This window comes from Actinomycetota bacterium, from assembly GCA_014360645.1.
Classification (GTDB): Bacteria; Actinomycetota; Geothermincolia; order Geothermincolales; family RBG-13-55-18; genus Solincola_B.
Window position 1 is genome coordinate 64,451 of sequence record JACIXD010000016.1, and the last position, 24,204, is coordinate 88,654.

Annotated in this window: 26 protein-coding genes and 1 tRNA gene; 14 read left to right on the plus strand and 13 right to left on the minus strand. The window is 65.8% G+C overall.

All coding sequences use genetic code 11. The features are described from left to right. Positions 1 to 3: 3 nt before the first annotated feature. The gene (locus H5T74_13075) at positions 4 to 690 is read left to right on the plus strand and encodes a glycosyltransferase family 2 protein (protein MBC7231309.1); all 687 of its coding nucleotides are present in this window, start codon (positions 4 to 6) and stop codon (positions 688 to 690) included. Positions 691 to 866: 176 nt separating this feature from the next. After that, positions 867 to 1,337 carry a hypothetical protein gene (locus H5T74_13080; GenBank protein ID MBC7231310.1) on the plus strand — a complete coding sequence of 157 codons (471 nt, stop codon included), beginning with the start codon at positions 867 to 869 and terminating at the stop codon, positions 1,335 to 1,337. Between the two features lie 48 nt (positions 1,338 to 1,385). On the opposite strand, the gene H5T74_13085 is transcribed toward H5T74_13080, so the two are convergent. Then, positions 1,386 to 1,670: a GYD domain-containing protein gene (locus tag H5T74_13085; protein ID MBC7231311.1), complete on the minus strand. Its 285-nt coding sequence runs from the start codon at positions 1,668 to 1,670 to the stop codon at positions 1,386 to 1,388. Between the two features lie 278 nt (positions 1,671 to 1,948). Between H5T74_13085 and H5T74_13090 the strand changes: the two genes are divergently transcribed. The 3 genes from H5T74_13090 (at position 1,949) to H5T74_13100 (ending at position 5,089) form a co-directional block, all read left to right on the plus strand. After that, positions 1,949 to 2,821 (plus strand): histone deacetylase, encoded by an 873-nt coding sequence (locus tag H5T74_13090; protein ID MBC7231312.1) that lies wholly within the window; start codon positions 1,949 to 1,951, stop codon positions 2,819 to 2,821. Beyond that, positions 2,818 to 4,776, plus strand: coding sequence for a polysaccharide deacetylase family protein (locus H5T74_13095; GenBank protein ID MBC7231313.1), 1,959 nt, complete (start codon positions 2,818 to 2,820; stop codon positions 4,774 to 4,776). The genes H5T74_13090 and H5T74_13095 overlap by 4 nt, the downstream gene beginning before the upstream one ends. Positions 4,777 to 4,858: 82 nt before the next feature. Further along, positions 4,859 to 5,089: a hypothetical protein gene (locus tag H5T74_13100; GenBank protein MBC7231314.1), complete on the plus strand. Its 231-nt coding sequence runs from the start codon at positions 4,859 to 4,861 to the stop codon at positions 5,087 to 5,089. A gap of 161 nt (positions 5,090 to 5,250) precedes the next feature. Here the strand turns inward: H5T74_13100 and H5T74_13105 are convergent, their stop codons facing one another. The 12 genes from H5T74_13105 to H5T74_13160 form a co-directional block, all read right to left on the minus strand. Then, the gene (locus H5T74_13105; protein MBC7231315.1) at positions 5,251 to 5,748 is read right to left on the minus strand and encodes a rubrerythrin family protein; all 498 of its coding nucleotides are present in this window, start codon (positions 5,746 to 5,748) and stop codon (positions 5,251 to 5,253) included. A gap of 195 nt (positions 5,749 to 5,943) precedes the next feature. After that, positions 5,944 to 6,174, minus strand: coding sequence for a sulfurtransferase TusA family protein (locus tag H5T74_13110; protein ID MBC7231316.1), 231 nt, complete (start codon positions 6,172 to 6,174; stop codon positions 5,944 to 5,946). A gap of 221 nt (positions 6,175 to 6,395) precedes the next feature. Continuing rightward, entirely contained in the window at positions 6,396 to 6,881 is a 486-nt protein-coding gene (locus H5T74_13115) for a DsrE/DsrF/DrsH-like family protein (protein ID MBC7231317.1), read from the minus strand. 21 nt (positions 6,882 to 6,902) lie between these two features. Further along, positions 6,903 to 7,091: a hypothetical protein gene (locus tag H5T74_13120; protein MBC7231318.1), complete on the minus strand. Its 189-nt coding sequence runs from the start codon at positions 7,089 to 7,091 to the stop codon at positions 6,903 to 6,905. Next, positions 7,088 to 7,480: a Fe-S cluster assembly scaffold protein NifU gene (gene nifU / locus H5T74_13125; protein ID MBC7231319.1), complete on the minus strand. Its 393-nt coding sequence runs from the start codon at positions 7,478 to 7,480 to the stop codon at positions 7,088 to 7,090. Before nifU ends, H5T74_13120 begins: the two co-directional genes overlap by 4 nt. Before the next feature lie 5 nt (positions 7,481 to 7,485). Beyond that, positions 7,486 to 8,664, minus strand: a complete 1,179-nt coding sequence (locus tag H5T74_13130) for a cysteine desulfurase (protein ID MBC7231320.1) — start codon at positions 8,662 to 8,664, stop codon at positions 7,486 to 7,488. A gap of 1 nt (position 8,665) precedes the next feature. Then, positions 8,666 to 10,498, minus strand: a complete 1,833-nt coding sequence (locus H5T74_13135; protein ID MBC7231321.1) for a thioredoxin domain-containing protein — start codon at positions 10,496 to 10,498, stop codon at positions 8,666 to 8,668. Between the two features lie 119 nt (positions 10,499 to 10,617). Next, positions 10,618 to 10,761: a hypothetical protein gene (locus tag H5T74_13140; GenBank protein ID MBC7231322.1), complete on the minus strand. Its 144-nt coding sequence runs from the start codon at positions 10,759 to 10,761 to the stop codon at positions 10,618 to 10,620. Between the two features lie 173 nt (positions 10,762 to 10,934). Then, positions 10,935 to 11,612: a Crp/Fnr family transcriptional regulator gene (locus H5T74_13145; GenBank protein MBC7231323.1), complete on the minus strand. Its 678-nt coding sequence runs from the start codon at positions 11,610 to 11,612 to the stop codon at positions 10,935 to 10,937. A gap of 113 nt (positions 11,613 to 11,725) precedes the next feature. Next, complete coding sequence (locus H5T74_13150; protein MBC7231324.1) at positions 11,726 to 12,142, minus strand: CBS domain-containing protein; 417 nt, start codon at positions 12,140 to 12,142, stop codon at positions 11,726 to 11,728. 11 nt (positions 12,143 to 12,153) lie between these two features. Beyond that, positions 12,154 to 13,380, minus strand: coding sequence for a cation:proton antiporter (locus H5T74_13155; GenBank protein MBC7231325.1), 1,227 nt, complete (start codon positions 13,378 to 13,380; stop codon positions 12,154 to 12,156). A gap of 6 nt (positions 13,381 to 13,386) precedes the next feature. Next, on the minus strand, positions 13,387 to 13,839 hold the full coding sequence (locus tag H5T74_13160) for a MarR family transcriptional regulator (protein ID MBC7231326.1): 453 nt from the start codon (positions 13,837 to 13,839) through the stop codon (positions 13,387 to 13,389). Between the two features lie 706 nt (positions 13,840 to 14,545). Between H5T74_13160 and H5T74_13165 the strand changes: the two genes are divergently transcribed. From H5T74_13165 to H5T74_13205, 9 genes are all read left to right on the plus strand, one after another. Further along, positions 14,546 to 16,117 carry a CoA-binding protein gene (locus H5T74_13165; GenBank protein ID MBC7231327.1) on the plus strand — a complete coding sequence of 524 codons (1,572 nt, stop codon included), beginning with the start codon at positions 14,546 to 14,548 and terminating at the stop codon, positions 16,115 to 16,117. A gap of 720 nt (positions 16,118 to 16,837) precedes the next feature. Next, the gene (locus tag H5T74_13170; protein MBC7231328.1) at positions 16,838 to 17,632 is read left to right on the plus strand and encodes a hypothetical protein; all 795 of its coding nucleotides are present in this window, start codon (positions 16,838 to 16,840) and stop codon (positions 17,630 to 17,632) included. Between the two features lie 48 nt (positions 17,633 to 17,680). After that, complete coding sequence (locus H5T74_13175) at positions 17,681 to 18,616, plus strand: ABC transporter ATP-binding protein (GenBank protein MBC7231329.1); 936 nt, start codon at positions 17,681 to 17,683, stop codon at positions 18,614 to 18,616. After that, positions 18,598 to 19,392: an ABC transporter permease subunit gene (locus H5T74_13180; GenBank protein ID MBC7231330.1), complete on the plus strand. Its 795-nt coding sequence runs from the start codon at positions 18,598 to 18,600 to the stop codon at positions 19,390 to 19,392. Before H5T74_13175 ends, H5T74_13180 begins: the two co-directional genes overlap by 19 nt. Before the next feature lie 332 nt (positions 19,393 to 19,724). Then, entirely contained in the window at positions 19,725 to 20,444 is a 720-nt protein-coding gene (locus H5T74_13185; GenBank protein MBC7231331.1) for a tetratricopeptide repeat protein, read from the plus strand. Between the two features lie 198 nt (positions 20,445 to 20,642). Next, positions 20,643 to 20,717: transfer RNA gene (locus H5T74_13190), tRNA-Val, on the plus strand. Between the two features lie 714 nt (positions 20,718 to 21,431). Beyond that, positions 21,432 to 21,632, plus strand: a complete 201-nt coding sequence (locus tag H5T74_13195) for a hypothetical protein (GenBank protein ID MBC7231332.1) — start codon at positions 21,432 to 21,434, stop codon at positions 21,630 to 21,632. 216 nt (positions 21,633 to 21,848) lie between these two features. Continuing rightward, entirely contained in the window at positions 21,849 to 22,439 is a 591-nt protein-coding gene (locus tag H5T74_13200) for a hypothetical protein (GenBank protein ID MBC7231333.1), read from the plus strand. Positions 22,440 to 23,291: 852 nt separating this feature from the next. Continuing rightward, the coding region (locus H5T74_13205; protein MBC7231334.1) for a transposase at positions 23,292 to 24,204 on the plus strand (913 nt) is incomplete at its 3' end.

Consider the following 24,204-nt stretch of genomic DNA (forward strand, 5'->3'; position numbering starts at 1 on the left):
CAGATGAAGCTTTCCATCGTCATACCGGTGTTCAACGAGCGCAACACCATCAAGGAGATCCTGCGCCGCGTGAGGCAGGTCGACCTCGGAGACCTAGAGCGGGAGATCGTCGTCGTGGACGACGGCTCAACCGACGGCACTCGGGACATCCTGGCCATGGAGGAGAACTCCATGACGCGGGTCATCTATCACCCCCAGAACCGCGGCAAGGGAGCGGCGGTGCGCACCGGCTTCGACGCCGCCACCGGCGACCTCGTCCTCATCCAGGACGCGGACCTGGAGTACGACCCCGAGGACTACCCCAGGCTGCTGGAGCCGGTGCTCAAGGGGAAGGCGCAGGTGGTGTACGGGTCGCGCTTCACCGGACCCCGCAAGAACATGCTCTTCTGGCACTTCGTGGGCAACCGTTTCCTGGCCCTGGTGACCAACATCCTCTACAACACCACCCTCTCGGACATGGAGACCTGTTACAAGCTCTTCACCCGCGAGGCCCTGGAGGGCATCGAGCTCAAGTCCGACCGGTTCGATATCGAGCCGGAGATCACCGCCAAGATACTGAAGAAGAGGATAAGGATCTACGAGGTCCCCATCTCCTACACCGGGCGCGAGATGGAGGAGGGTAAGAAGATAAGCTGGCGAGACGGCATCCCCGCCCTCTGGGCCCTCATCAAGTACCGCTTCACCGACTGACGGCGCCGGCACCTGCGTCCCTGGGGGGAGGAGGCGACGGAGCCCGGGGACGCGCGTATCCGGCGCGCGAGGTGAGTGGGGGCATGCAGGGGGATGCCGCGACGGAGCCGGGCCTTGAAGCGGGGCAGCGGAACAAGGCGGCCCATCCGGCCATGACGGCGTGAAGGAGGAAGGATATGGAAGAGTGCCGCGGAACGGAGCCGCGGAGCCCTTGGCCGCCCTGGGTCTCCTTCCTGACCACGGCGTCGGCTCTTCCGGCAGCGGCCCTGGGGACGGTCTCGCTCTGGCGGGGCGGGAGGGGCAAGCTCCTCCCCTGGGCGGGGGCCTGGGGCCTCTTGACCACCGTCTCCCGCCGCTATATATGCGCCCGCTGCCCCTATTACGGCGAGCACTGCTCGACCCTCTTCGGCAGGTTGACCCCCCTGATGTGGGAGCGCGACGAGCGGCTCCTCACCACGCGCTCCTTCTACTGGGATATCGCCCTGGCGCCTATCCTCTTCGTCCTGCCCGCGCCGGACGCCTACCGCGTCTCCAAGCGCCTCTTCATCGCTTACCTCGCCGCCTGGGCCCTTTTCCTGGGCACCTTGCACACCCTGGGTTGCCGGCGCTGTCCTCTCACCGTGTGTCCCTTCAATCCCTCCCGGTGATCGGAGGGATGACCGTATCCGGACGATACCCGGCTCGCGCCGCCAAGGTCACTTCAGGCTCTCGATGAAGGAGTCCACGTCGATGGCCGGCAGGGTCATGATGCGCACCGTGCCGCGCGAGGAGAGCTGCACCGAGATCTTGGCGATGGTCTCGTTGTTGGGGGCCTCCACGATGTTGATGAAATCGTACTGACCCAGGATGACGTACTGAGAGAGCACCTTTCCGCCCATGGCCTCGACGTCCTTGTTGACCTCCTTGATGCGGTCCGGATTCTTGGTCAAGGTGGCGCATCCCTCGTCGGTGAGGCTGCTGATGAGGATGTAGGTAGCCATGCCGTTCTCCTTTCTCTCGCCCCGTTTCCGGGTGAAGACTACACCTGGACGATATAGAAATCTACCCCTCCGGGAGGGAACCTAAACTGGTGCTGGAGCCCCGCCGCAGGGATCCGCCGCTCGCGGCCTCCTCGCGGCGCCTCTCACCCCGTGCACGTGACCGCCGAGCCCGGCGGTTGATGGAAGACGATGGCAGGGGGGGTGGTATGGGTTATACTCGTCTCGAAGGGGGCGTCCAGGCCCCTCGCCCGGGATCGCGGTGAACTTGCGGGGAGGTGATGGGCTTGACGGAGGAGAGCGGTGGTACGTCCGGTGTTTACAGGGTTGCGGTGGTCTACCACCCCGATTTCTCCACCCGGGGATATCCCGCCCTCAAGGGACGCGTGGCGCCCGCTTTCCAAGAGCTGGAGTCGCGCGGCCTGCTGGAGCTGGAGGGAGTGCGGGTCCTGGAGGCGGAGCCGGCCGACGAGGAGCTGGCCGCCGAGGTGCACAGCGATTCCCACCTCCGCGGGGTGAGGGCCAGCGGTCATTACGATATCGCACTGCTCTCGGCGGGGGCGGTGATCCGCGGGGCCCGCGAGGCGGGGGAGGGGAGAGCGCTGGCTTCCTTCTGCTTCACGGGGGCGGCTGGGCACCATGCCTCCCACGACGGATTCTGGGGGTTCTGCTTCCTCAACGACGTGGCCATGGCGGTTACACACCTGAGGGAGGACGCGGGCTTGCGGCGCTTCGCGATCATAGACATCGATCCCCATTACGGGGACGGGACCAGGGACATCCTCGGGCCGGACCCCGAGGTGCTGCACGTGAACTTCCATTCGGGTCCCGGCATGGGAAGGAACGGAGGTCCCCACAACCTGGACATCGCCCTTCCCCATGACGCGGACGACCGCCGCTTCCTGGCGGGGGTGGAGGAGGCCTTGGAGGCCGTGCGGGGGTTCGAGCACGACCTCCTCTTCATCATCTTCGGGCATGACGGCCACCGCGACGATTACGGCGCCTTCGAGCTGGGAGACGAGGCCTACGCCTCCTTCGCGCGCAGGGTGAAGGAGGTCTTCCCGGAGCGCGTGTGTTACGTGCTCTCGGGCGGCGCGGACGCCCGGGTGGCGCGCCGTGCGGTGGGGGACGTGGTGGAGGTGCTGGCGCGGTGAACGCCGGGCGCTCGCCGCGGAGGGGACGAAAGAGGGACAAGGCCGCATCGCTCCTCCTGGTCGCCGCCCTGTCCCTTGCCGCCGTCCTCTGTCCCGGAGGTATGCCTGCCGGGGAGAGGGCGGCCGCCTCTTCCTCTCCCCGCGCCGTGCTCACCTTCGACGACGGCTACGGGTTCGACCACCGCATCCTCGACTTCCTGTCCTCGCGGGGCATCGCCGCCTCCGCCTTCGTCATCGGCTCCTGGGCGCAGCGGAACCCCGAGCTGCTCAAGGAGATGAACGCTCTGGGGTGGGACATCTGCAACCACACCCAGAACCACCCCTGGCTCACCAGGCTCACCGACGACCGGATACGGGCGGAGCTCAACGCCTGCCAGGCGGCGATCGCCTCCATCACCGGACAGAACCTCCCCGTCTTCCGCCCCCCCGGGGGCTTCATCGACGCCAGGGTCACCGCCGCGGCGGCCTCGGTGGGCCTCTCCCCGGTGATGTGGGACTTCGACAGCATGGACGCCCTCAACACCTCCCTCTCGGTGCAGGAGCGCGTCAACCGTATGGTGGCCTCGGCCCGGGACGGCAGCATCATCCTCTTCCATTTCGGGGGACGCGGCACCATCGACCTGGTCACCGGAGTGGTCGAAGGCCTGCGCCGCAGGGGCTTTACCTTCGTGACCCTGAGCGAGCTATATGGATGGAAGAAGATGGTGCGGGGCGGAGAGGCCGGTCCCGGGGCCAGGGAGCCGGCCTTGCGCCAGGTCTTCGCCGAGGGCACCACGCGAGAGGGCTTCGAGGAATGGCTGCTGGTCTTCAACCCCAACCCCGACCCGGCCGCCCTGCATGCCAGCTATTATGCCGGGGAGGAGTGGGTTCGGAAAGAGTACGAGGTACCGGCGCGGGGCCGCCTCTCGGTCGCCGTGAACCGGGAGGTGCCCTGGAGAGGGGACGTGGCGGCGGTGCTGGAGGCCTCTCTCCCCGTGGTCGCGGAGCGGAGCATCTATTTCAACCGCGGGGGCGGTTGCGGGGGCGGCACCACCGCCCTGGGGGTGGCGGAGGGCGCCACTGTCCACTATCTCCCCGAGGGCACGGTGAGGCTTGGATTCGAGGCCCACCTTGCCCTCTTCAACCCGGGAGCGAGGACGGCGGCGGTGAGGGTGGCGCTGCACGGCGCGGCAGGAGAGGCCTGGTCCGGCGAGCTGGAGTTGAGACCGCTCATGCGCCTCACCCTGCGCCTCAACGACCTCGTGCCGGAGGGCGATTATTCCGCCACCGTGCACGCCACCGAGAAAGTGGCCGTGGAGCGCTCCCAGTATTTCGTCTACGACGGTTTCTGCCCGGGGGCGAGTTGTTCCCCGGGGATGACGGAGCCGGCCACGAAGCTCTGTTTCGCCGAGGGCACCACCCGCGAGCGGTGCGATTCCTACCTGGCCCTCTTCAACCCCTGCGCCTACGCTACGTGCCTGGTGCTGAGGATGCATGTGTCGGACGGCAGCGTGAGAGAGGAGAGGATGTGCCTGGGGGCGGGGGAGCGAAAGACGCTGCGCCTCGACCGCTATCTGCCGCCCGGCTGCGACTACTCCCTGGAGGTCCTTAGCCTCCTGCCAGTGGCCGCGGAACGCGCGGCCTACTTCCAAGACCACAACCTCGCGGGAGGGTTCTGCGACGTGGGGGTGGCGGACCCCTCGCGGCGGTGGATCTTCGCGGAGGGAAGCACGGGGCCGGGGTTCAGGCAGTGGCTTATCCTCTTCAACCCCAACCCTCGAGAGCTGGCGGCTTCGGTCACCTATCTCTGCAGCGGGGAGGAGCTGGCGCGCGAGTACCCGCTGCCGCCGGGAGGGAGGGTCACGGTGGACGTGGGGGCGGAGGTCGGGGAACGTCCCGAGGTGGCCATGGAGGTCTCCTGCGAGGAGGGGATAGCGGCGGAGCGCGCCCTGTATTTCGACCGCATGATGCCTTGAGCGCCCGGCGGGCGTAGAAATGCGAGCACGTTCGGGTATAATGTATGGGACGACAGGATCGACCAAGAAGGAGGTTGCATCGATGGCGAACGAGAAGGACGAACTTCTGCAAAAGGAGATAGCGGGCTACGAGGAGGAGCTCAAGGTCCTGGCGGGGAAACTCCAGGAGCTGGCGGGCGTGGACTGCTCCTTCGGGGCCTGCGTCTTCGATCCCGAGATGCAGGACGTGGAGTCCAAGCTGGCGGAGATCGAGAAGAGGAAGAAGGTCCTCGCCGAGGTGATGGAATCCCTCAAGCAGTGCGGCATCGAGTAGGAACCAGCCGCGGCCGGCTCCGTCTTTGACGGCCGGGAGCAAGGAAATAAGAAGGCTTCCCCTGGAAGCCTTTTCCTTTTTGCGACGTTTACCCTCGCCCGCGTCACCCGCGGTGGGGGGCACGGGCGCCTCATTCCTCCGAGCGCAAACGGCGACCGTACCTATTCCACCTCGAAGAACTGGTCCTCGGGCGCGCCGCAGATGGGACACTTCTCGGGGATGACGTCGTCGGCCACGTACCCGCACACGCCGCACACGTAGTAATTCGGGATGCGGTCGGCGACCATGTGCTGCAGGGCGCCCTCGTAGAGCTTGGCGTGCCTCTCCTCCACGTCCCGCGCGTAGGCGAACATGGTGGCGGCCGCCTTCTCGCCCTCCGCCTCCGCCTCGGCGATGAAGGAGTCGTAGCCCACGGCGGCTATCTTCTGCTCGCTGGCCAGGGCCTCCTCCAGGTTGGTCTCGGTGTCCTTGATCTCCCGCAGCAGGCGCAGGTTGTTGAAGGCATGCACGGCCTCCGATTCCGCCACGGCGCGGAAGAGCTTGGCCACGCCCTCGTATTCCTCCTCCTCCGCTTTTTTCGCGAAGGCCTTTAGCCTGACCACCGCCTTGGACTCGCCGGTGTAGGCATCGTATAGGTTCTGTCTCGTCTTCTCTCCCATATCGCCCCCTTCATCTCCGGGCCGCGGCGCATGCCGCGGCGATCGACGTCTTGGTTCCGCACAGACTCCTTCTCCCGGATCACCTATAGATTACCAGCACTCTCCGGCACGCGCACGCTGCCCTGCCCCGTTTCGGGCGACTCGAGGCCCGCCCGTGACCGGGCGCCGGGAAAACGCGAGAGCTGGCCGTGTCCCTCATCCCTTTTTTCGCACGAATACGTGGTATTCGCCTTCCCGCTCCTCGATGCCCAGGAACTCGTGGCCGGTCTTTTCGCACCACGCGGGCATGTCGCTCTTTATGCCCCTGTCGTCGGCGATCACCTCCAGGATCTCCCCTTCCCGCAGCTCCTTTATCTCCTGGGAGGTCTTGACGATGGGCATGGGGCAGTAAAGGCCCACGCAGTCAAGGGTCCTGTCCGCCTTCATGTCCGCACCTCCTCTCCGCCGTCCTCACATCTCCGGTCTCTGCCTCTTACTGAAACGCCCGGCGGTACCGGAAAAAACGGCTCGGTGGGAGGCGGCCCCCACCTTTTCCCGCGCCGTCCTCCCGGCCCGTCGGCGGCGGCCCGCCCGCCGCCGCGACCGGGGTTCCGCGTCCGCGTGCCCGGAACGGCGTGCGCCGCGTGTGAGACCCGGAACCCCGCCTCCTAGATGAAGAGGTTTATCTTCGACCCCGCGGCCTTCTCCACGTAGGTGGCGGCGCCGGCGAACTCCTCCACCTCGGGGATGAAGTCCCCCTCCTCCAGCCCCATGAGGGCCATGGAGGTGGTGCAGGCGATGAAGCGCACCCCCAGCTCCCTGGCCATGGAGATCATCTCCTCCAGGGAGGGCATGCGGTACTTCTTCATCAACGACTTCATCGCTGCCCTGCCGCCCCCCAGCATGTCCAGGCGCGACAGCCTGAGGCGTCGGGCGCCGCCCCGGTTCATCAGCCCCAGCATCCTCTGCAGAGGGCTCCTGCCGCTTCCTCCGGCTCTCTCCCTGGCCACCACGTTGAGCCCCCAGAAGGTGAAGAACATGGTCACCTCCATTCCCATGGAGGCCGCGGTGGTGGCGATGTTGAAGGCCGCCAGGGCGCGGTCGAGCTCGCCGCTGAAGACCACTATGGTCGCGCGCTCTCTTTCCTCTCCCATCTCCTCTGTGCCTCCTCGAGGTCAGGGTTTTCCCCCGCAGGAGGGGCAACTTTCGGCCCCCTCCCTCACCGAGGCTCCGCAGCTCCCGCAGGTCACGATGACCACCTCGCAGGGCACGCATGCCTGCGGCATATCGGCACAGAGCGCCGTCTCCTCGTCGCAGTACGGGCAGTTGCAGGAACCCTCGCTCCGCTTCTCCTCTTCCTTCATCGCTCCCCACCCCTTCCCTTTCTATCCAGGTAGTCCTCGATGGCCTTGTGAAGCGCGTCCGCACCCAGGTTGGAACAGTGCATCTTCTGCTTGGGGAGTCCTCCCAGCTCCTTAGCCACATCGTCCCGGGTGATCTCAAGGGCTTCCTCCACCGTCTTTCCCTTGGCCATCTCGCTCACCATGCTGGAGACGGCGATGGCCGCCCCACAGCCGAAGGTCTTGAACTTCACGTCCTCAAGTCGCCCGTCCTCTCCGACCTTGATATAGAAGGTCATCATGTCCCCGCATACGGGGTTGCCCACTTCCCCCACGCCGTCGGCGTCCTCGATCTCGCCCACGTTGCGGGGGTTGGTGAAGTGGTCCATGACCACGTCGCTGTATTGCGCCATGTCCCTTACCCCCTTTCCTTGATGTACCTGGCATAAAGCGGCGACATCTGCCGCAGCCTCTCCACGATGGGAGGAAAGACCTCCAGCACGTGATCCACGTCCTCCATGGTGTTCTGGAGGCCGAAGCTGAAGAGTATGGACCCTTGGGCCCGCTCCGCGGGTATGCCGCAAGCGGCGAGCACGTGGGAGCCCTTGAGGGCGCGGGAGGTGCAGGCGGAGCCGCTGGACACCGCCACGCCCTTCTGGTCCAGGAAGAGGAGCATCCCCTCGCCCTCGATGAACTCCACCGCGAAGCTGGCGTTCCAGGCCAGCCGCTCGGTGGGATGTCCCGTGAGGTAGAGGTGGTCTATCCTCTCCGGCAGGGCGGAGATGAGGGCGTCGCGCAGGGACGAAAGATGCGCGCTCCTCTCCGCCATATCCCGTTTCGCGGCCTCCGCCGCCACCCCCATGCCCACGATGGCCGCCACGTTCTCCGTGCCTCCCCGGCGGCCTCCTTCCTGTACCCCGCCGTCTAACAGGGGGATGAGGCGTAGCCCCCGTTTCACCCACAGCGCCCCCGCTCCCTGGGGGCCGTACAGGAGATCGGAGGCGACGGTCAGGGCGGAGACCCCCAGCCCCTTCACGTCTAAGGGCAGGGTGCCCGCCGCGGCCACCGCGTCGGTGTGGAAGGGCACCTCCTTCTCGGCGGCGATGCGGGCGGCAGCGGCGATGGGCTGGATGGTACCGATCTCGCCGTTGGCCGCCATCACCGAGACCAGCACGGTGTCGTCTCCGATGGCCACCTCCAGCTCCTCTAGGTCTATCCTGCCCGCGGCGTCCACGGGCACCAGGGTCAGCTCGTAGCCCTGTTTCTCGAGGGACCGGGCGGCATGCAGCACGGAGAAATGCTCGATGGCCGAGACCACGATATGTCTGCCCTTGCGCCGCGAGCCCGCCGCGATCCCCTTCACCGCCAGGTTGTTGGCCTCGGTGCCGCTGGAGGTGAAGATGATCTCCTCCGGCTCCGCGCCCAACAGGGCGGCGACCCTTTCCCTCGCCTCCTCGACCGCCTCGCGGGCGGCGTCCCCGCGGCTGTGCAGCGAGGAGGGGTTGCCGAAACGCTCTCCCAGGAAGGGGAGCATGGCCTCCCGCGCCTCGGGCAGAAGGGGCGTCGCCGCGTAGTTGTCGAGGTACACCTCCCTCATCTCAACTTCCTCCTCCTTTGACGAAGCGCGCCTGTACGCCCTGTCCAGCGGCGCGCGTTACCCCGTATCCCGCGTGCGCACGGGGATGGATCCCCAGCGCCTCCCTTAACGCTTCCGGCGAGACGGCTCGCAGGACGCATCTGTCCCTGGTGCAGAGCTCCGCCTCAGCCTCTATTGTTCCCGTTCCCCCCTCGGTCATAATCATCGTCCGCGCCCTGGAGGAGAGAGCGGCGGTCGCCAGCAGGGCGTCTCCCGCGGAGGACCCCGTGCCCCTCAGGCGCACCATCAGGGGTCCCCGCAGGTAGAGGTTGACCGCCAGGGCGAAGGGGGCGGCCAGAAAACCGTAGGCCGGCGCGTCGTCCGCCACGGCCTCGAGAGCCCGACCGGCCAGCTCGCGCCATTCCTCCCTGCCCCCGCAGGCCCATGCCGCGAGCATGGCGGAGGCGGCGCGCGACTGCGCCGGGAGCTCGGCGGGACGCGGCTTGAGGCCGGGCAGCTCCCACCCTGGCGCCACGTCCAGGAAGAGGCCGCGTTCCTCCGACCAGTGGCTTCCCGCCATCAGCTCCGCCAGCGTCTCCGCTCGCTCCATCCACCTGCGTTCGCCGCTGTATCCGTATGCCGCGAGGAACGCCGTCAGGGCTTCCGATGCGTCTTCCAGGAGTCCCCAGCGGTGCGCCCGCCCCTCCTCGTCCAGATAGTGCGCCATGCCCTCTCCGGCGAGGAAGGCCCGCGACCAGAGGTGTTCCAGGGCGGCCAGGCCGAGGCTCACGTATTCTCCTTTCCCAAGAAGGGAGCCCGCCTGAAGGAAGGACGCCGCGGCCTGCGCGGCCAGGTCGGTGTACACGGTGCGGTCGACGGGGGGCGCCTCCGCCTTCGCCCTCCCGGCGGCGGGGAGGAGGTAATACTCCTCGTCTGCGTCCTGGCTGCCGAAGAAACGCGCCTCTCCGTCGCTCAAGGTGCGGTAGATAAAGGCGGCGGTCTCGGAGGCCGTGAGCCTGAACACCTCCTCGCCCGTCAGGGCGTAGGCCCTGAGCAGCACCCGGATCAGGCCGGCGTTGTCGGCCAGCATCTTCTCGTAATGGGGGACGGACCAGTCGCGGGTGGTGGAGTAGCGGAAAAAACCTCCCTCGACCCGGTCCAGGATGTTGCCCCGGATCATGGCCTCCAGGGTGGTGCGCGCGAACAACAGGTACTCGTCGATGCCCTCGTCGGAGTAGAGATCGAGGGCCAGCTCCAGGGCCTCCACCTGAGGGAACTTGGGCTCCCTGCCCAGCCCCCCGTGGACTCGGTCCCAGGCGCGCAGCAGGGCGGCCCCCGTCTCCTCCACCAGCGCCAGGTCCAGTCCCGGCCGGCGGACGGCGGCAGTCGGCAGCTCCACATCCCTGCCGCCGAGGTCCACCTCGCGGTCGCGGTACAGCTCCGCGATCCTCTGCAGGGCGGCGCGCATGGTCTCGGGAGGGATGTAGGTGGCGCCCGCCAGGAGGTTTCCCTGCCCGTCCAGGAACGCGGTGGTGGGCCACCCCCCCTGGTTGTAGCGCCGGTTGATGTCGGGGTTGCGGTCGCTGTCCACGCGCACCGGCACGTAGAGGCGGTTCACGAGGTCGATCACCGCGGGGTCAGAGTAGGTGGTCTCGTCCATGACATGGCACCAGTGGCACCAGACCGCGGAGATGGAGAGCAGCACGGGTTTTCCCTCCGCATCTGCCCGCCGGAAGGCCTCCTCGCCCCAGTTCATCCAGTCGATCTCCGCGGCGCGGTTGGGCCGGGGAGAAAACCTGAAGGGCTCCCTGAGGCCGGGTTCCCTCACGCCCGAAGCATCCTTTCCGCTTTCCATCTCCTTCACCTTCCTTTCGAGCCGGGAGCTTCCTTCTCCCTCCGTCGCCTGACAGTTCCCGGTTCAAATACGTGAGGGGCGGGTGTTCCGCCCCTCACCGCCTTTCAGGCCTGGATGAACTAGTTCTTCTTGCCGCGCTTTACCTGAGCCGCTATCTTCTCGCCTTTCCGCATCTGCTTTTCCATGGTCACGCAAGGATACTTGGAATCCGCGCAGTGGGGGCAGCAGAGGCCTCCCCTTTCCGTCGTTTCTTTTTTAGCCATTTATCCTCCTTTTTATGCTCGCTTCGCCTTCCGACACGACTATAGCCCGCCCCGCGGGGAAAGCAAATGACCTATATCAAGACCGGGATCATGACCCGCATCATGGCCGCCGGAGCCGCTTTCCTCCGGGGAGGAGGCGTTTTTACATCGCCACGCGGCGTCGCCGGCTTCCGTCAGATCCCGTCGAAGTAGGCGAGGAGGGCCTCCTTGTCCCTTACCACCAGCAGCTTGCCGTCGCTGGCCATGATGCCTTCCTTCTTCAGGCGGCTCATGATGCGGGAGACCGTCTCCTCGGTGGAACCCACCAGGCCGGCGATGTCCCGGTTGGTGAGGGGGGTGTCGATGACCAGGCCGCACTTGTCGCTGATCCCGATCTCGTCCACCATCTTCAGCAGCACGCAGGCGATGCGCTTCTCCACTTTTTCCCCCGCGATGCAGCGTTCCTTGTAGTAGGCCTGGTCCAGTTTCTCCACCACCAGCCTCATGAGGTGCAGGGCGAAGAGCTGGTCGCGGGAGACCAGCCACTGCAGGTCGTCCCAGCTTATCCTCCAGGTGCGTGCAGGCTCGCGGGCCACGGCGGAATAGGAGTAGATGCCGTCTTCGTGGAGGGCGCCCTCCCCGAATACGCCGCCGGGGTATAGGAAGCCGAGGATGAAGAGCTTCCCGTCCCCGTGCACGATGTTGGCCTCCACCGTGCCCTCTTCAACCAGGTAGAGGTGGGTGGCCTCCTCCTGGTCTATGAAGATGTACTGCTCGCGCTCGTGCCTCTCCGGCCGGAAGAGCTCGCGCGCTTCCTCGCGCAGCCCCTCCTCGAGATGGTTGAGGAACTCCCGCAAGTGGTGGTCCTCCAAGCTCGCCTCCTCGTTCGAAGGTATGTTTCGCGGCCTTTCGATTATAGCAACTGGGGAACGGAAAGAGCATGGCCTCCGTTTCGGGGACGTGGTCCTGTGGTGAGCGGGCCTCCTCATTCCCGGACATGGATGCCCTTGATGAGGTCGATGCGCGTGACCACCCCCACGACCTTACCCTCCTCGTCCACCACCGCCAGGAAACGGGTCTGGTCGGAGAACATCTTCATGATCGCGGCTTGGATGGTCGCCTTCGGGTCGATGGTCAGCGGGGGAGCGAACATGATGTCCTCCACCGTGCGGTAGGTGGGGGAGGCGGGGTCCCTGCGCGCGAACATGGAGATGAAGTCGGTGTCGCGCACTATGCCCACCAGGGTCCCCTTGTCGTCTACCACCGGGAAACCGTGAAAATGGTAGGTCTTGAACAGGTCCAGAAGCCTGTCCAGCCCCTCGTCCTTGGCGATGAGCACGGGATCGGAGCTCATCACGTCCTCCACACGGCCCTCGAGATGCAGCCCGAACTCTCTTTCCATGACCGACCCCTTTACAGTTGCGCTTCCCCGGCCTTGATTATCGCATACCGCGTGCAGGGAGGGCCGATGAGCTGGAAGAAGAGGGTGGTGGCGGCGATGACGCTTATGGCCATGACCCCCAGTTCCGCTCCCGCCTCTCCGAATTTCCCCCCACCCAGCTCGAGCATGGTCTGGATGGAGAGGCCGATGGCCACCCCGGCTTGGGAGAAGAGGCAGAGGCCGAGATACCTGCGGACCTCCTCGGGGGCGCGGGATATGGCGCCCCCCAGGTAGGCGCCCGCCTGCTTGCCCACCGACCTGAAGGCGATGTAGAGAAGCCCTATCCACCCTAGGCTCAGGAGTCTGCCCGCGTCCAGCTGCGAACCCACCAGCACGAAAAAGATTACGAAGAGGGGCGGCGTGGTCCCCCGCATGACCTCGAAGACGTCCTCCCGCCGCCACCGGGTGAGGTTGACGACGGTCAGGCCCATGGCCATGTTGGCCAGGATGAGGGAGAAATGGAGCTGGTTGGCGAGGCCCGTGGTGAGGGTTATGCCCCCCCACGTAAGCACCAAGAGGCCGCGCCTGGCGGTGTACTTCCTGATGAGGAAGAGGAAGGCCAGCCCCATGGCCGTCCCCAGGGCCAGGGCGCCCAGGATCTCGTAGAGCGGCCTCAAGACGGCCTCCGCGACGCGTACCTCGCCTCCCGCCAGGAGCATCTTGGCAAGCAAGATGGCGAAGGCGTAGGTGATGATGGCGATGCCGTCGTCGATGCCCACCACCGCGAATACGGTGGAGGTAAGCGGCCCCGAGGCCTGGTATTCGCGCAGCACGTCTACGGTGGCCGCGGGGGCGGTGGCCGAGGCCAGGGCGCCGAAGACCAGGGCGACGTAGAGCTTGCGCGTATAGAGATATACGGCGATGGTCACCAGGACGGTGGCCCCCAGCGATTCGAAGACGGAGATCCAGAGGATGGGTCTTCTCAGGTGCCTCAATCTGCGCAAAGCGAGTTCGCCGCCGATGTCGAAGCCGATACAGGCCAGGGCGAGGTAGGTGAAGTAGACCAGGCTCGGGAAGTTCTCGTCGTTGAACACCCCCAGCAGCGATTTGCCCATGACTATCCCCACCACGATGTACCCCACCACCATGGGCACCTTCACGCGGCGGCAGAGCAGCCCCGCCGCCCAACCCGCGAGGAGGGCCAGCCCCAGCATGATCACCACGAAGTGCGGCCCGGAGGGGATGATGTCCTTGAGCACGGGCGGCTACCCCTCCTTTCCCTTCAGGGCGAGGTAGCTGTCGTTGAAGGCGCGCAGGGAATCCCGCAGACGCTTCCTCGCTTCCTCGTCCATGCCCGCCAGGATGCGGCGCAGGCTTTTCCTTCGGCGGGCGTTGACCCTGCGCACCAGGTCCTCGCCCTCTCCGGTCAGCTCCAGCTCCACTCTGCGCCGGTCCCGGGCGGAGAGAGCCCTGCGCAGGAGCCCCTTCTCCTCCAGCCTGTCCACCAGGAAGGATACGGCGGGCGGAGATACCCCCAACATGCGGGCGATCTCGGAGGGCTTGTCGGTGAGGTTCTGCACCATGTCCAGGACGCGGAACTGGGGCAGGGTTATATGCTCCGCTCCCTCGCGCATGAGGGCTTCCGCCAGGATGTTGGCCATGATCCTCGCCGCGGCGAGGATGTGCTCTTCGATGGGCAGACCGGCGTCCTGTTCCATGCCTCCTTGCCTTCCCCGCAGACTCCGGTATCACGGAAACGGTATCACGGAAAGCCGGATTATTAAATAATTTAATATATCAATCCCTTAACTACAACCGGCCGGCTGAAAGCGATGCAGAGGGTGCAATGCTCGGCGAGCGATCTAATAATATCAATCCCACAACTACAACCGGCCGGAGCCGTCCGCTGGTCTGGGACAGCGAGGTCGCATGTGCCGTCCTCTGGGAGGGTGACGGGCTTCGCCGATGCTCGAGCGGCCCGATGCGCCTGCGGACCTGATCCCGCGCGATGAAGGGCCCGTCCACGAAAGCGGGGACGAGGGCGGCGAGGAGCGGGAAGGCGAGGCCCGGCGAGCCGCTCCCGGTTACCTTCTCCGCCCGTGCGCGGCACTGCGCAGGGCGCGGGCGCTGCGCAAACGACGAGCCGCGCCCCCCGCCGCGCCCACCGGACTCCCTACTCCTACCGTCGGGATGCCGCATCGTCTCGGTAGGCGCTTTCCGGGTTGGAATAGATCGAGAGACCACCCTCTCATCCTGACAAACAAAGCAAGTTTGGCGGGAAAGAAGGCATGGGCTTTTAAATGTTCGATCCGGGAACCATGCTACTACTACAAGTTGTTGTCCCAGCCGCACGCGTTATCGGATATAATGTCTCAAATCATTAAGTGGAACCCGGAACGGAGACATATCTAACGGAGTGGAACGATGAAGATGGAAGGTCTCGAGCGCGATTACGACAGGCTCTTCAACCCCCGCTCGGTGGCGGTGGTGGGGGCCTCCAATCTCCCAGGAAAATGGGGCTTCAACATGCCCCTGAACATCATCGGCGGCGGCTTCCGCGGCGACCTCTACATGGTCAACCCACGCGAGAAGCGCGTCCTGGGCTTTCCGGCCTACCCTTCCCTTAAGGATATCGAGGCGGAGGTGGACCTGGTGGTCGTCGCCATCCCCGCCCGCGGGGTGGCGGACGTTCTCCTCGACGCGGCGGAGAAGGGCATCCGCAACGCGGTGATCGTATCCTCCAACTTCAGTGAGACGGGAGAGGAGGGGGCGAAGCTGGAAAGGCGCGTGGCGGAAATCGCCGACGAGGCGGGCATCACCATCGTGGGGCCCAACACTATGGGCATCTACAGCAAGACAAGTTCCCTCTGCTGCCTGGGGGCGCCGGTCTTCCCCCGCAAGGGTGGGGTGGGTTTCGTCTCCCAGAGCGGGAACCTGGGGGTGCAGCTCATGACCTGGGGATACCGCAAGGGGGTGGGTTTCAGCCGCTTCATCGGGAGCGGCAACGCCGCCAACACCGACATCAGCGACTGGCTGGAGTACCTGGGAGACGACCCCGAGACCGAGACCATCATCCTCTACATCGAGGGCATCAAGAATGGGAGGAAGTTTCTGGAAGTAGCCCGCCGCATCACCCCGCGCAAGCCGGTGATCGCGCTGAAGGCGGGCAAGGGGCGGCAGGGTGAGCGAGCAGTGCTCTCCCATTCCGGCTCCCTGGCCGGTCCCTTCGAGCTCTTCCGGGGGGCCATGGAGCAGGCGGGGATCATCGAGGCCGAGACCACCGAGGAGCTGGTGGACCTGGCGGCGGCCTTCTCCTCCCTGCCCGTGCCCCGCGGGCCTCGCGTGGGGGTGATGACCCTTGGCGGGGGATGGGGGGTGACGGCCGCAGACGCCTTCGACCGCGAGGGCTTGGAGCTGGCGGCGCTTCCCGAGGAGGTGATCGGGGAGCTCGACCGCTTCCTCCCCTCCTTCTGGAGCCGCCGCAACCCCGTGGACATCGTGGGGAACGTGCAGAGGAGCAACCACTACCGGGTCATAGATGCCCTGGTGGCCTGCGATGAGGTGGACATGATCATCACCCTGGGGACCCTCATGGGCCGGGATTTCTGGATCGAGAACATGTTCAAGACCGCGGTGCGCCCCTTCCTGAACATGGTGCGCCACCGCCTGACCATGCTGCCGCGCTTCCAGCTGTCCATGTGGAAGGGATTCCGGGAATCGCTACTGCGGGGCGGGGAGCGCAACCCCGAGGGATCGGGAGGCATCAATCCAACCGAGGCCTGGAAATGGACGGACACCGCCCTCATACTGCGCCTCAAGCGCCTCATGCGCGAGAAGGGCAAGCCCATCATCGCGGTGGCGGTCAACGAGGGAGAGAGCTCCGCCTCCTTCCGCATGCGCAACACCGGGGTCTTCACCGCCAGTACGCCCGAACGGGCGGTGCGGGTGGCGGGAAAGCTGGCCCGCTACTCCCGCTTCCTCGCCTCCCGCGCCTGAACGCCGCCGCGCGGATAGGACGCCCCGGCGCATCACCGGGGGCTTACGGCACAAGACGGCCCATCTTCATCCACGGGGAAAGGCGGTACATCCAGGCCGGCCGACGTGCGGCCTGCCGGTCCGCCCGTCGTCGTGTCCTCCGGGAAGGGAACGCCCGGCTTCGACCCGTCTTCATCCACGGGGAAAGGCGGTACATCCCAGGCCGGCCGACGTGAGGCCTGCCGGTCCGCCCGTCGTCGTGTCCTCCGGGAAGGGAACGCCCGGCTTCGACCCGTCTTCATCCACGGGGAAAGGCGGTACATCCCAGGCCGGCCGACGTGAGGCCTGCCGGTCCGCCCGTCGTCGTGTCCTCCGGGAAGGGAACGCCCGGCTTCGACCCGTCTTCATCCACGGGGAAAGGCGGGACATCCAGGCCGGCCGACGTGCGGCCTGCCGGTCCGCCCGTCGTCGTGTCCTTCAGGAAGGGAACGCCCGGCGTTTGCCTCGGCGCGGCAAGAACCGCGGGGAGTGAAGTCGCCGTCTAAAGGGATAAATGGCTTATGCCGTTTAAGTTTTAGGGAAGGCCCGCTGCCTGCCGAGGGATGCAGGAGGGGGCGAGAGGCGCGGCCAAGTGCGGCCGCGGCCGCGGCGAGCCGCAGGGGGCGAGAAGCCGCGTCTGCGGTGAGCCCGAATGATACGGCTGAAAGCCGGTGTCGAGACCCACATGAGCGAGGTGTCGCGTTGAGTGGTAGAGAGGGAGAAGGCAGGAGCGAGGCAGGCTCCTCTTTCAGGGTCGGCAAGGGCGCGTTCCTCTATCTGGTGGTGATCCTGCTCGCTCTTTCCGTCCCCCTGCAGTATCTGACGAGGAGGGAGGTCGTGGTGGGCATACCCTCCAGAGAGGCGCACAGCCATGCCCACGGCGAGGGCGAGGAGGAGCACGCGCACGCCGGTGAGTCGGAGGAGCACACGCACGCCGGTGAGTCGGAGGAGGAGGAGCACGCGCACGAGCATCCCGAGGAGGAAGGCCACCTGGCGGTGGAGGTGCCGCTGGGAACCAACCTCATACCCAATCACGGCTTCGAGGTGGGGACGCGGGAAAGCGTGCCGGGATGGCTGCGCATCATCAGCCCCCAGGGGGCGATCTCCTACCGTGACGAGGACGAGTCCCACGAGGGGTTCGCCAGCGCCGCCGTCTATGCGGGCGAGGCATTCGCGGAGGGGGCGGGCTGGATCACGCGCGTAGCGGAGCTGCCGCTCGACCACGACGTGGTGGTCGAGGGATACGTGAAGGCCGAACTGACCCGGGGCGGCGCCTACCTCGCGGCGTTCTACGAGTACGAGGAGGAAGGGGAGAGGCGGGCCGAGATCGCCTTCTCTCCCGGCGTGGCGGGCTCGAGCGGCTGGACGCCGCAGTCGCTGCGCCTGTATATCCCGCCCGGGGCGCAGGCGGTATACGTGCAGGCGGTGGTCTATGGGCAGGGCCGGGCTTGGTTCGACGATATAAGTGTGGTGGTGGAGGAGAAGGCCTTGCCGTGAGAGTGGGCGGCGGCGGGTCACGCGCCGCCGGGGAGGTGTGAGGCGCGCATGGACGTGGTCTTGGAGGTCGAGGACCTGCGGAAGAGCTACGCGACAAGGCCCGGGGGGCCGCGGCGGCAGGCCTTGTCGGGACTCAGCTTCGGCGTGCCCCGCGGCAGCGTGGTGGGACTTCTGGGGCCCAACGGGGCGGGCAAGACCACCACCCTTAAGTGCGTGATGGGGCTGGCGCGCCCCGACGCCGGGAAGGTTAGCATTTTCGGGCGCGATGGGGATACGGTGGAGGCGCGGCGCAGGGTGGGATTCCTGCCCGAGCAGCCCTACTTCGACCTCTACCTCACCCCGCGCAAGCTCCTACGCTATTACGGGAGGCTCTCCGGTATGGGGGCTTCCGCCGCCCGCGCCCGCATCTCCTATCTGCTCAACCTGGTGGGCATGGAGGACGACGCGGACGTGACCATGGACAAGTTCTCCAAGGGCATGCTGCAGCGCATCGGCCTCGCCCAGGCCCTCCTGGCGGAGCCGGAGCTGCTCATCCTGGACGAGCCCTCGTCGGGCCTGGACCCCCTGGGCAAGCTGCAGGTGCGGGACATGCTCAAGTCGCTCAGCGCGGGAGGCACCACCATCCTGCTCAGCTCGCACCAGCTCTCCGAGATCGAGGAGATCTGCGACCGGGTGATCGTCATCCACCGCGGCAGGGAGGTGGCCTCGGGCGAACTGGCCGAGCTGCTGGAGGAGGAGGGGGAGTGCGAGGTGACGCTGGCGCAGCCGCTGCGCGGGGCTCCCGCGGGACTCCCGCCCTCCGCATCCTGGGCGGAGGACGGCGGGTACGGGAGGCTCACGGTGTCACGCGAGGAGCTGAACGCCGCCCTGGCGGCCCTGCTGTCGGAGGGTGCGGCCATCGCCGAGGTGAGGAGCAGGAGGCTCTCCCTGGAGGAGTTCTTCGTGCGCAGGATCGGGAGGAGGGGATGGGAGGTGGAGGAATGAGCGCCGTCGCCGCCTTCACCTGGAGCGTGATGCAGGACGCCCTGCACCGCAAGGTGTTCTACGCCATCCTGGCCTTCTCCCTTCTGCTCATGCTCCTCATCCCCATGCTCCCCAGCGCCAGCGTGGGGGTGCAGGTCGACCTGCTGCGCGAGGCCGCCCTGGGGCTCACCAGCATCATGGCCTTCCTCCTGGCGGTGATCATGGCCTCCACCATCATCCCGGGGGAGCTGGGACGCCGCACCATCTACAACACCCTCTCCCGGCCGGTGCGCAGGTGGCAGTACTACCTGGGCAAGTATGCGGGGATCATGGGAGTGGTGGCGCTCGCCCTCGCGGTGTCCCTGGCCGTGCTGCTCGTCCTGGTGGGGGCGAAGTTCGGCGTCTTCAACCCCGGGCTGGCCAAGGCCTTCTTCACCATCTTCCTGGAGGCCATGGTGCTGGCCTCCGTGGCCATGCTGGCCTCGGTACACTTCAGCCCCCTGGTATGCGTGCTGCTGGCGGGCCTTTTTTACGTGGTGTGCCACGTGAAGGGCGACTTCCTCTACCGGGCCATGACCGATGCCGGCAACCATGTCCTGCTCAGGGGCATAAGCGGGCTCCTCTATTACGTCCTGCCCAACCTGGAGCGCATGAACATCAACGAGACCGTGGCCCATTCGGAGAGGGTTTTCCGGGTGGGGCCGGGAGAGCTGGCTCTGCTTTCCGCCATAGCCCTGGTGTTCTCGGGGATATTCCTGTGCCTGGGCGCCTACCTCTTCGAGCGGAGGGACCTCTGATGGCAATATATGGTGCGACATTTCCCCGCGGCGGCCAGGTAACGGCAGGCGTAAACGCCCTTCATGGCCAAAATGTTTTCAGGGATATCACGTCCACGGGCGCCTACCTCTTCGAGCGGAGGGACCTCTGATGGCAATATATGGTGCGACATATCCCCGCGGCGGCCAGGTAACGGCAGGCGTAAACGGCCTTCATGGCCCAAATGTTTTCAGGGATATCACGTCCACGGGCGCCTACCTCTTCGAACGGAGGGACCTCTGATGGCAATAAATGGCATACTGCGGCCTTGCGGGAGCAGCGGAACCGCTGGCGCCGCGGAAAGGAGGCGGACGTGAGGAGGGTCCTGGCGTTGGTGCTGGCGGCGGCCCTGCTGGCGGCGGCCCTGTTGCAGTGGGGTCTGGACCGCACCCCCGCCGGCAGCGGCGCCGGGGACAGGGAACTCTTCCCGTCGGCCTCGAGCCTTCTGGACCTTTTGGGAGGGGCCAGGCAGTACCTGGCCTACAACATGTACATCAAGACGGACACCCTGCACCATACCTATTACGGCAGCTTCGTACTGGAGGCGGAACTGGTCCCCTACCTCATCCTCGTCACCTACCTCGACCCCCACTACGAGAGCGCCTTTTTCGTGGGGGCGGGGATCATGGATGCCCTGGGCAGGCACGAGGAGGCCAAGGAGTTCACCCTGCGCGGGATCGAGGCGAACCCGGGATCCGCCGACCTCTACTACAGCCTGGGGGACCTCTACCTTCAGGAAAAAGACTTCGAGAGCGCCAGGGAGGCCTTCGAGGAGGCGTTGCGCTATGAGCCGGAGACGGTGACCCGGAACATGATCTCGCTCGCCCTGGAGTCCACCTACCACGCCCTGGGGGACGAGGAGGCGCAGCGCCGCATGATCCTCTACCGGGCGCAGAGGAACCGCATCCTGCTTTACCTGTCAGGGCTTGGCAGCGGTGCCGGCGGGGATCTTATCAGGAAGATAAACGATATGCTGAACACCGCGGCCGGCCTGGGCAGGGAATCGGGAGCCGCGGACGAGGCCGGACTCTGAGCGGGGCTTACCCTCCGTCTCGCGATCGGGAATGATGGAAGAGCGCTGTCATGTCAGTGGGAGCAGTTCTCCCACGTCAAGCCGATCGAGTCCTCACGACCGGGTATGACGCAAGAGCGCTGTCATGAGGAGGATGGTAGAAGGGCGCGATAGTGCTAATATGGTTGTTGTCCGCCCTGTTGGCGGCGGCGAGAACCGGGGCGTTTAGCTCAGCGGGAGAGCGCCTGCCTTACAAGCAGGAGGTCGTGGGTTCAAATCCCGCAACGCCCACCAGATAAAATGCCTGGTCAGAGGCCATATTCCTCCGGCCAGGCATTTTCCAAAAATCCGCCTAACAAGGCATATTTCTAACAGAATTCAAACCCGAAGCCCCACATAGAAAACCCCTCTTTTGCATCATAAACCCCTGCAAGAGCAGGCTTTGGAGAGCTAGTTCGTGTTGTGTGAAGAGGCCGCCGACGGGAAGGTCCACTCTTGAGATGGGGATGTGGATATTATAACAAGCGCCCCCCAAAAGGCGGGCTCCGAAAGGAGGAAGATCCACTCTTGGGATGGGGATGTGGATATTAAAACAAGCGCCCCCCAAAAGGCGGGCTCCGAAAGGAGGAAGGTCCACTCTTGGGATAGGGATGTGGATATATGCCGATGCGCGAGCACGGCAAAAGGACGGGGAGCAGTGCACGCAGCCACTGCCGGGCCAAAGCAGGGGGATAAGGCACGCAAGGCCCACCTCCTCAGGCGCACCGAGCGTCTGGGCGGCAAGGTAAAGCCCAAGACCGCTCGGAGACATATCCCGCCTCCCCCCGAGGCGATGGAGACAGTCAGGCCGGCGCGGAAAAGGAGAGGCCTTTCTTCCCGCGAGCTCGAGCCCGGAGATCGTGCGCAGCCTCCCCCACGGAGACGTGGCCTGCCTTTGCGCCGTGCGCAAGCCGGGCATCTCCCAGCCCATCTCCTCCCGTCCCTCTAGGCGGCGCGACCTGTTGGAGGTTGGCCGCCGGGCGCATCCTCGAGCCCCCCTCCAAGCTCGCCAGCGCCCGCTCCCTGGACCCCGAGACCGCCGCCTCCACCCCGGGAAAGGAGCTTCGGGTGGGCGGGGCGAAGGAGGGGCTCTTGGAGGCCATGGACTGGGCAGGCAAGGACCGAGAGCTGGCGAAAAGGCGCCCGGAGGAGGGCTCCCTCATCCTCTAAGACTTCTCCTCCATCTGCCACCCCGGCTCCGCCTGCCCCATGCGCGCTTCGGGCGCTCCCGCGACGGCAAAAAGGGCCTCCCCCGGACAGACTGTGGGCTGCCCTGCGGCGCCAGGACTTCCCATAGCGGCAGAGGCGTTCGAGGGCCACTCCGGCGATCCCGCGACCCCGGGCCCGGCCGCCCAGAGGATGCGGGCCCGCCTCGGGCTCTCAAGCGTGGCGCTGGTGGGGGGCCGCGGGCTCATCGCCGGCGCCCGCATAAAGCAGGAGCTTGCGGGCATAGAGGGCCTGCGCCGGATAGCCGCCCTCAAAGCCCCCGCCGTCCGCGCCCCGGCGGGGGAGGGGGTCATCCGGCCCTCGCTCTTCGGCGCCACCGACCCGGCCGAGACCTCCTCGCCCGACTGCCCCCGGGAGCGCCTCATCGCCCGCTACAACACCCTGCTGGCCTCCGAAAGGGCGCGCACAAGAGAAGAGCTCGGCCGCCGAGGCCGAGCCGGACAGAATCGTGGCGGCGAGCAGGCGGGACAGGCGGCCCCTGCGGGGCAGGGAGAGGAAGCCCTGCGGGCAGGCAGGGTGACGGACCGCTTCAAGGCGGCCAAGCACCTCCGGCTTTCCATCACCGACCACGGCTTCGCCTGGGAGCGCGACCAAAAAAGCATCGCTCAAGAGGCGGCCCTGGACGGCATCTGCATGATCGGGACCTCCCTCCCCGCCCGGGACTCCCCTCCCGAGGAGGCGGCGCGGGCCTACAAGGACCTCTCCCGCGCGGAGCAGGCCTTCCGCCGCCTCAAAGACGGCCCATCTTAAGGTGAGGCCCATCGACCACCGCAGGCCCGAGCGGGTGAGGGCCCACCTCTTTTTCTGCGCCTACTACGCGGAGTGGCATATGCGCCGGAGCTCGGCCCCCTGCTCTTCGAGGAGGAGGAGAGGGAGTTGGCCGAGGCCATGCGCCCATCGGTGTGGCGCCCGCCGCAAGAGCCCCTGCCGCCGGGCGCAAGGCGTCAGGCAAAAGGGGTGAAGACGGCCTGCCCGCGCGCTCTTTCCAGACCCTTGCTTGCGGACATGCGCACCATCGCCAGGAGCCGCATCAACCCCCTCGGACCCGGGGCGAGTCCGAGGATCTTTCCTTCTGTCCGGTCACCAGGCCCAACCCTCTGCAGAGAAAAGCCCCCGACCTTCTGGGCGTATCGCTTGCCTTGTTGGAAGAATCATCACATAAGGATCTGGCGCAAAAGCCTTCGAAGGAAGGGGAATCGGCCATTTTGCGGTGGGGGACTTTGGGTTAAATTATTGAATGGGCATTATATGTGCCCCGGCATAGGGTAGGCCGGGGAAGTTAGTTTGCTCTGGGGACAACGGGGCCGAAAAGGTGACCCCAGAAGGGCTAGAGGGGTGGGGGCACAGGAGAAGAAAGGACACCTGGGCGCCCGTTACCTTTGACTCAAGTAACTGGAGAACTTCAGGGAGAGATAAACAGGAGTTTCCGAGATAAACACCCCTCTTTCCCATAAACCCCCAGCATAATTGCCATTTCCAGGTGCCTGAAAACATAAGACCCCACTGATAAGACAAAGCAAAGGGGATAAATGCCCATGTAGTAATGCAAATAGGGCACATATTGTGCTTGACATGTAAGACCTTACAAGATATATTGTGTACATGGCTCACTTCCACATAAAGAAGAAGAAGGGAAGACCCTACCTGTACGTGCGGGAGATAGCCCGGGTAGATGGAAAACCCAAGGTGGTCTCCCAGGTGTACGTGGGCTCCCCCGAGAAGGTGGCCGCCATGGCCCGTGGCGAGCTGGGAGAGGAAGTAAAGCTCCGGGTGGAGGAGTTCGGGGCGCTATTTGTGGCCAGCCTCATGGACGAGGGTGTGGATCTCGCGGGCATTGTGGATGCCGTGGTGGGAAGGGGAGAGAGGGAGGAAGGCCCCACGGTGGGCGAGTACTTCCTCTACGCCGTCTTCAACCGCATGGTTGAGACGAAGAGCAAGCGTGCCCTTCCGGAATGGTACGGACGGACCGCGGTGCAGCAGATAAGGCCGGTGGACCTGTCTCAGCTCTCAAGCCAGCGCTACTGGGAGAAGTGGGAGCGGGTGGGAGAGGATGAGCTTTCCGAGATCAGCCGGCGCTTCTTTCAGAGGATAGCCGAGCTGGAGGAGCCCCGGGCCGACTGCCTGCTCTTCGACACCACCAACTACTACACCTACATGGCCACGCGTACGCCTTCCGAACTGGCCAAGCGGGGACACAACAAGGAGGGGAAACACCACCTCCGCCAGGTGGGCCTGGGGCTTCTGGTGGAGAGGGAATCAGGCCTTCCCCTGTGGTGGTGCGCCTACCCCGGCAACCTGCACGACTCCCGCCTCTTTTCCTCCGTGATCTCCGAGTTCTTCCCCATAGTCGAGGGCCTGGCAGGCACCAAGGAGAGGCTCACCTTGGTCATGGACAAGGGCATGAACTCGGGTGCCAACTACGCGGTGATCGACGAACACAGAAGGATACACTTCGTGACCACCTACTCCCTTCTCTATGCCCCGGAGCTCGCCAGAGTCCCCCTCTCCCGTTACT

Coding starts and splice junctions, on each gene's coding strand:
- H5T74_13090 (MBC7231312.1), top strand. CDS start 1,949: ATGGGCTTGACGGAGGAGAGCGGTGGTACGTCCGGTGTTTACAGGGTT.
- H5T74_13120 (MBC7231318.1), bottom strand. CDS start 7,091: ATGAAGGAAGAGGAGAAGCGGAGCGAGGGTTCCTGCAACTGCCCGTAC.
- H5T74_13075 (MBC7231309.1), top strand. CDS start 4: ATGAAGCTTTCCATCGTCATACCGGTGTTCAACGAGCGCAACACCATC.
- H5T74_13115 (MBC7231317.1), bottom strand. CDS start 6,881: ATGGGAGAGGAAAGAGAGCGCGCGACCATAGTGGTCTTCAGCGGCGAG.
- H5T74_13140 (MBC7231322.1), bottom strand. CDS start 10,761: ATGGCTAAAAAAGAAACGACGGAAAGGGGAGGCCTCTGCTGCCCCCAC.
- H5T74_13110 (MBC7231316.1), bottom strand. CDS start 6,174: ATGAAGGCGGACAGGACCCTTGACTGCGTGGGCCTTTACTGCCCCATG.
- H5T74_13150 (MBC7231324.1), bottom strand. CDS start 12,142: ATGGAAAGAGAGTTCGGGCTGCATCTCGAGGGCCGTGTGGAGGACGTG.
- H5T74_13085 (MBC7231311.1), bottom strand. CDS start 1,670: ATGGCTACCTACATCCTCATCAGCAGCCTCACCGACGAGGGATGCGCC.
- H5T74_13165 (MBC7231327.1), top strand. CDS start 14,546: ATGAAGATGGAAGGTCTCGAGCGCGATTACGACAGGCTCTTCAACCCC.
- H5T74_13180 (MBC7231330.1), top strand. CDS start 18,598: ATGGGAGGTGGAGGAATGAGCGCCGTCGCCGCCTTCACCTGGAGCGTG.
- H5T74_13135 (MBC7231321.1), bottom strand. CDS start 10,498: ATGGAAAGCGGAAAGGATGCTTCGGGCGTGAGGGAACCCGGCCTCAGG.
- H5T74_13080 (MBC7231310.1), top strand. CDS start 867: ATGGAAGAGTGCCGCGGAACGGAGCCGCGGAGCCCTTGGCCGCCCTGG.
- H5T74_13160 (MBC7231326.1), bottom strand. CDS start 13,839: ATGGAACAGGACGCCGGTCTGCCCATCGAAGAGCACATCCTCGCCGCG.
- H5T74_13175 (MBC7231329.1), top strand. CDS start 17,681: ATGGACGTGGTCTTGGAGGTCGAGGACCTGCGGAAGAGCTACGCGACA.
- H5T74_13105 (MBC7231315.1), bottom strand. CDS start 5,748: ATGGGAGAGAAGACGAGACAGAACCTATACGATGCCTACACCGGCGAG.
- H5T74_13130 (MBC7231320.1), bottom strand. CDS start 8,664: ATGAGGGAGGTGTACCTCGACAACTACGCGGCGACGCCCCTTCTGCCC.
- H5T74_13100 (MBC7231314.1), top strand. CDS start 4,859: ATGGCGAACGAGAAGGACGAACTTCTGCAAAAGGAGATAGCGGGCTAC.
- nifU (MBC7231319.1), bottom strand. CDS start 7,480: ATGGCGCAATACAGCGACGTGGTCATGGACCACTTCACCAACCCCCGC.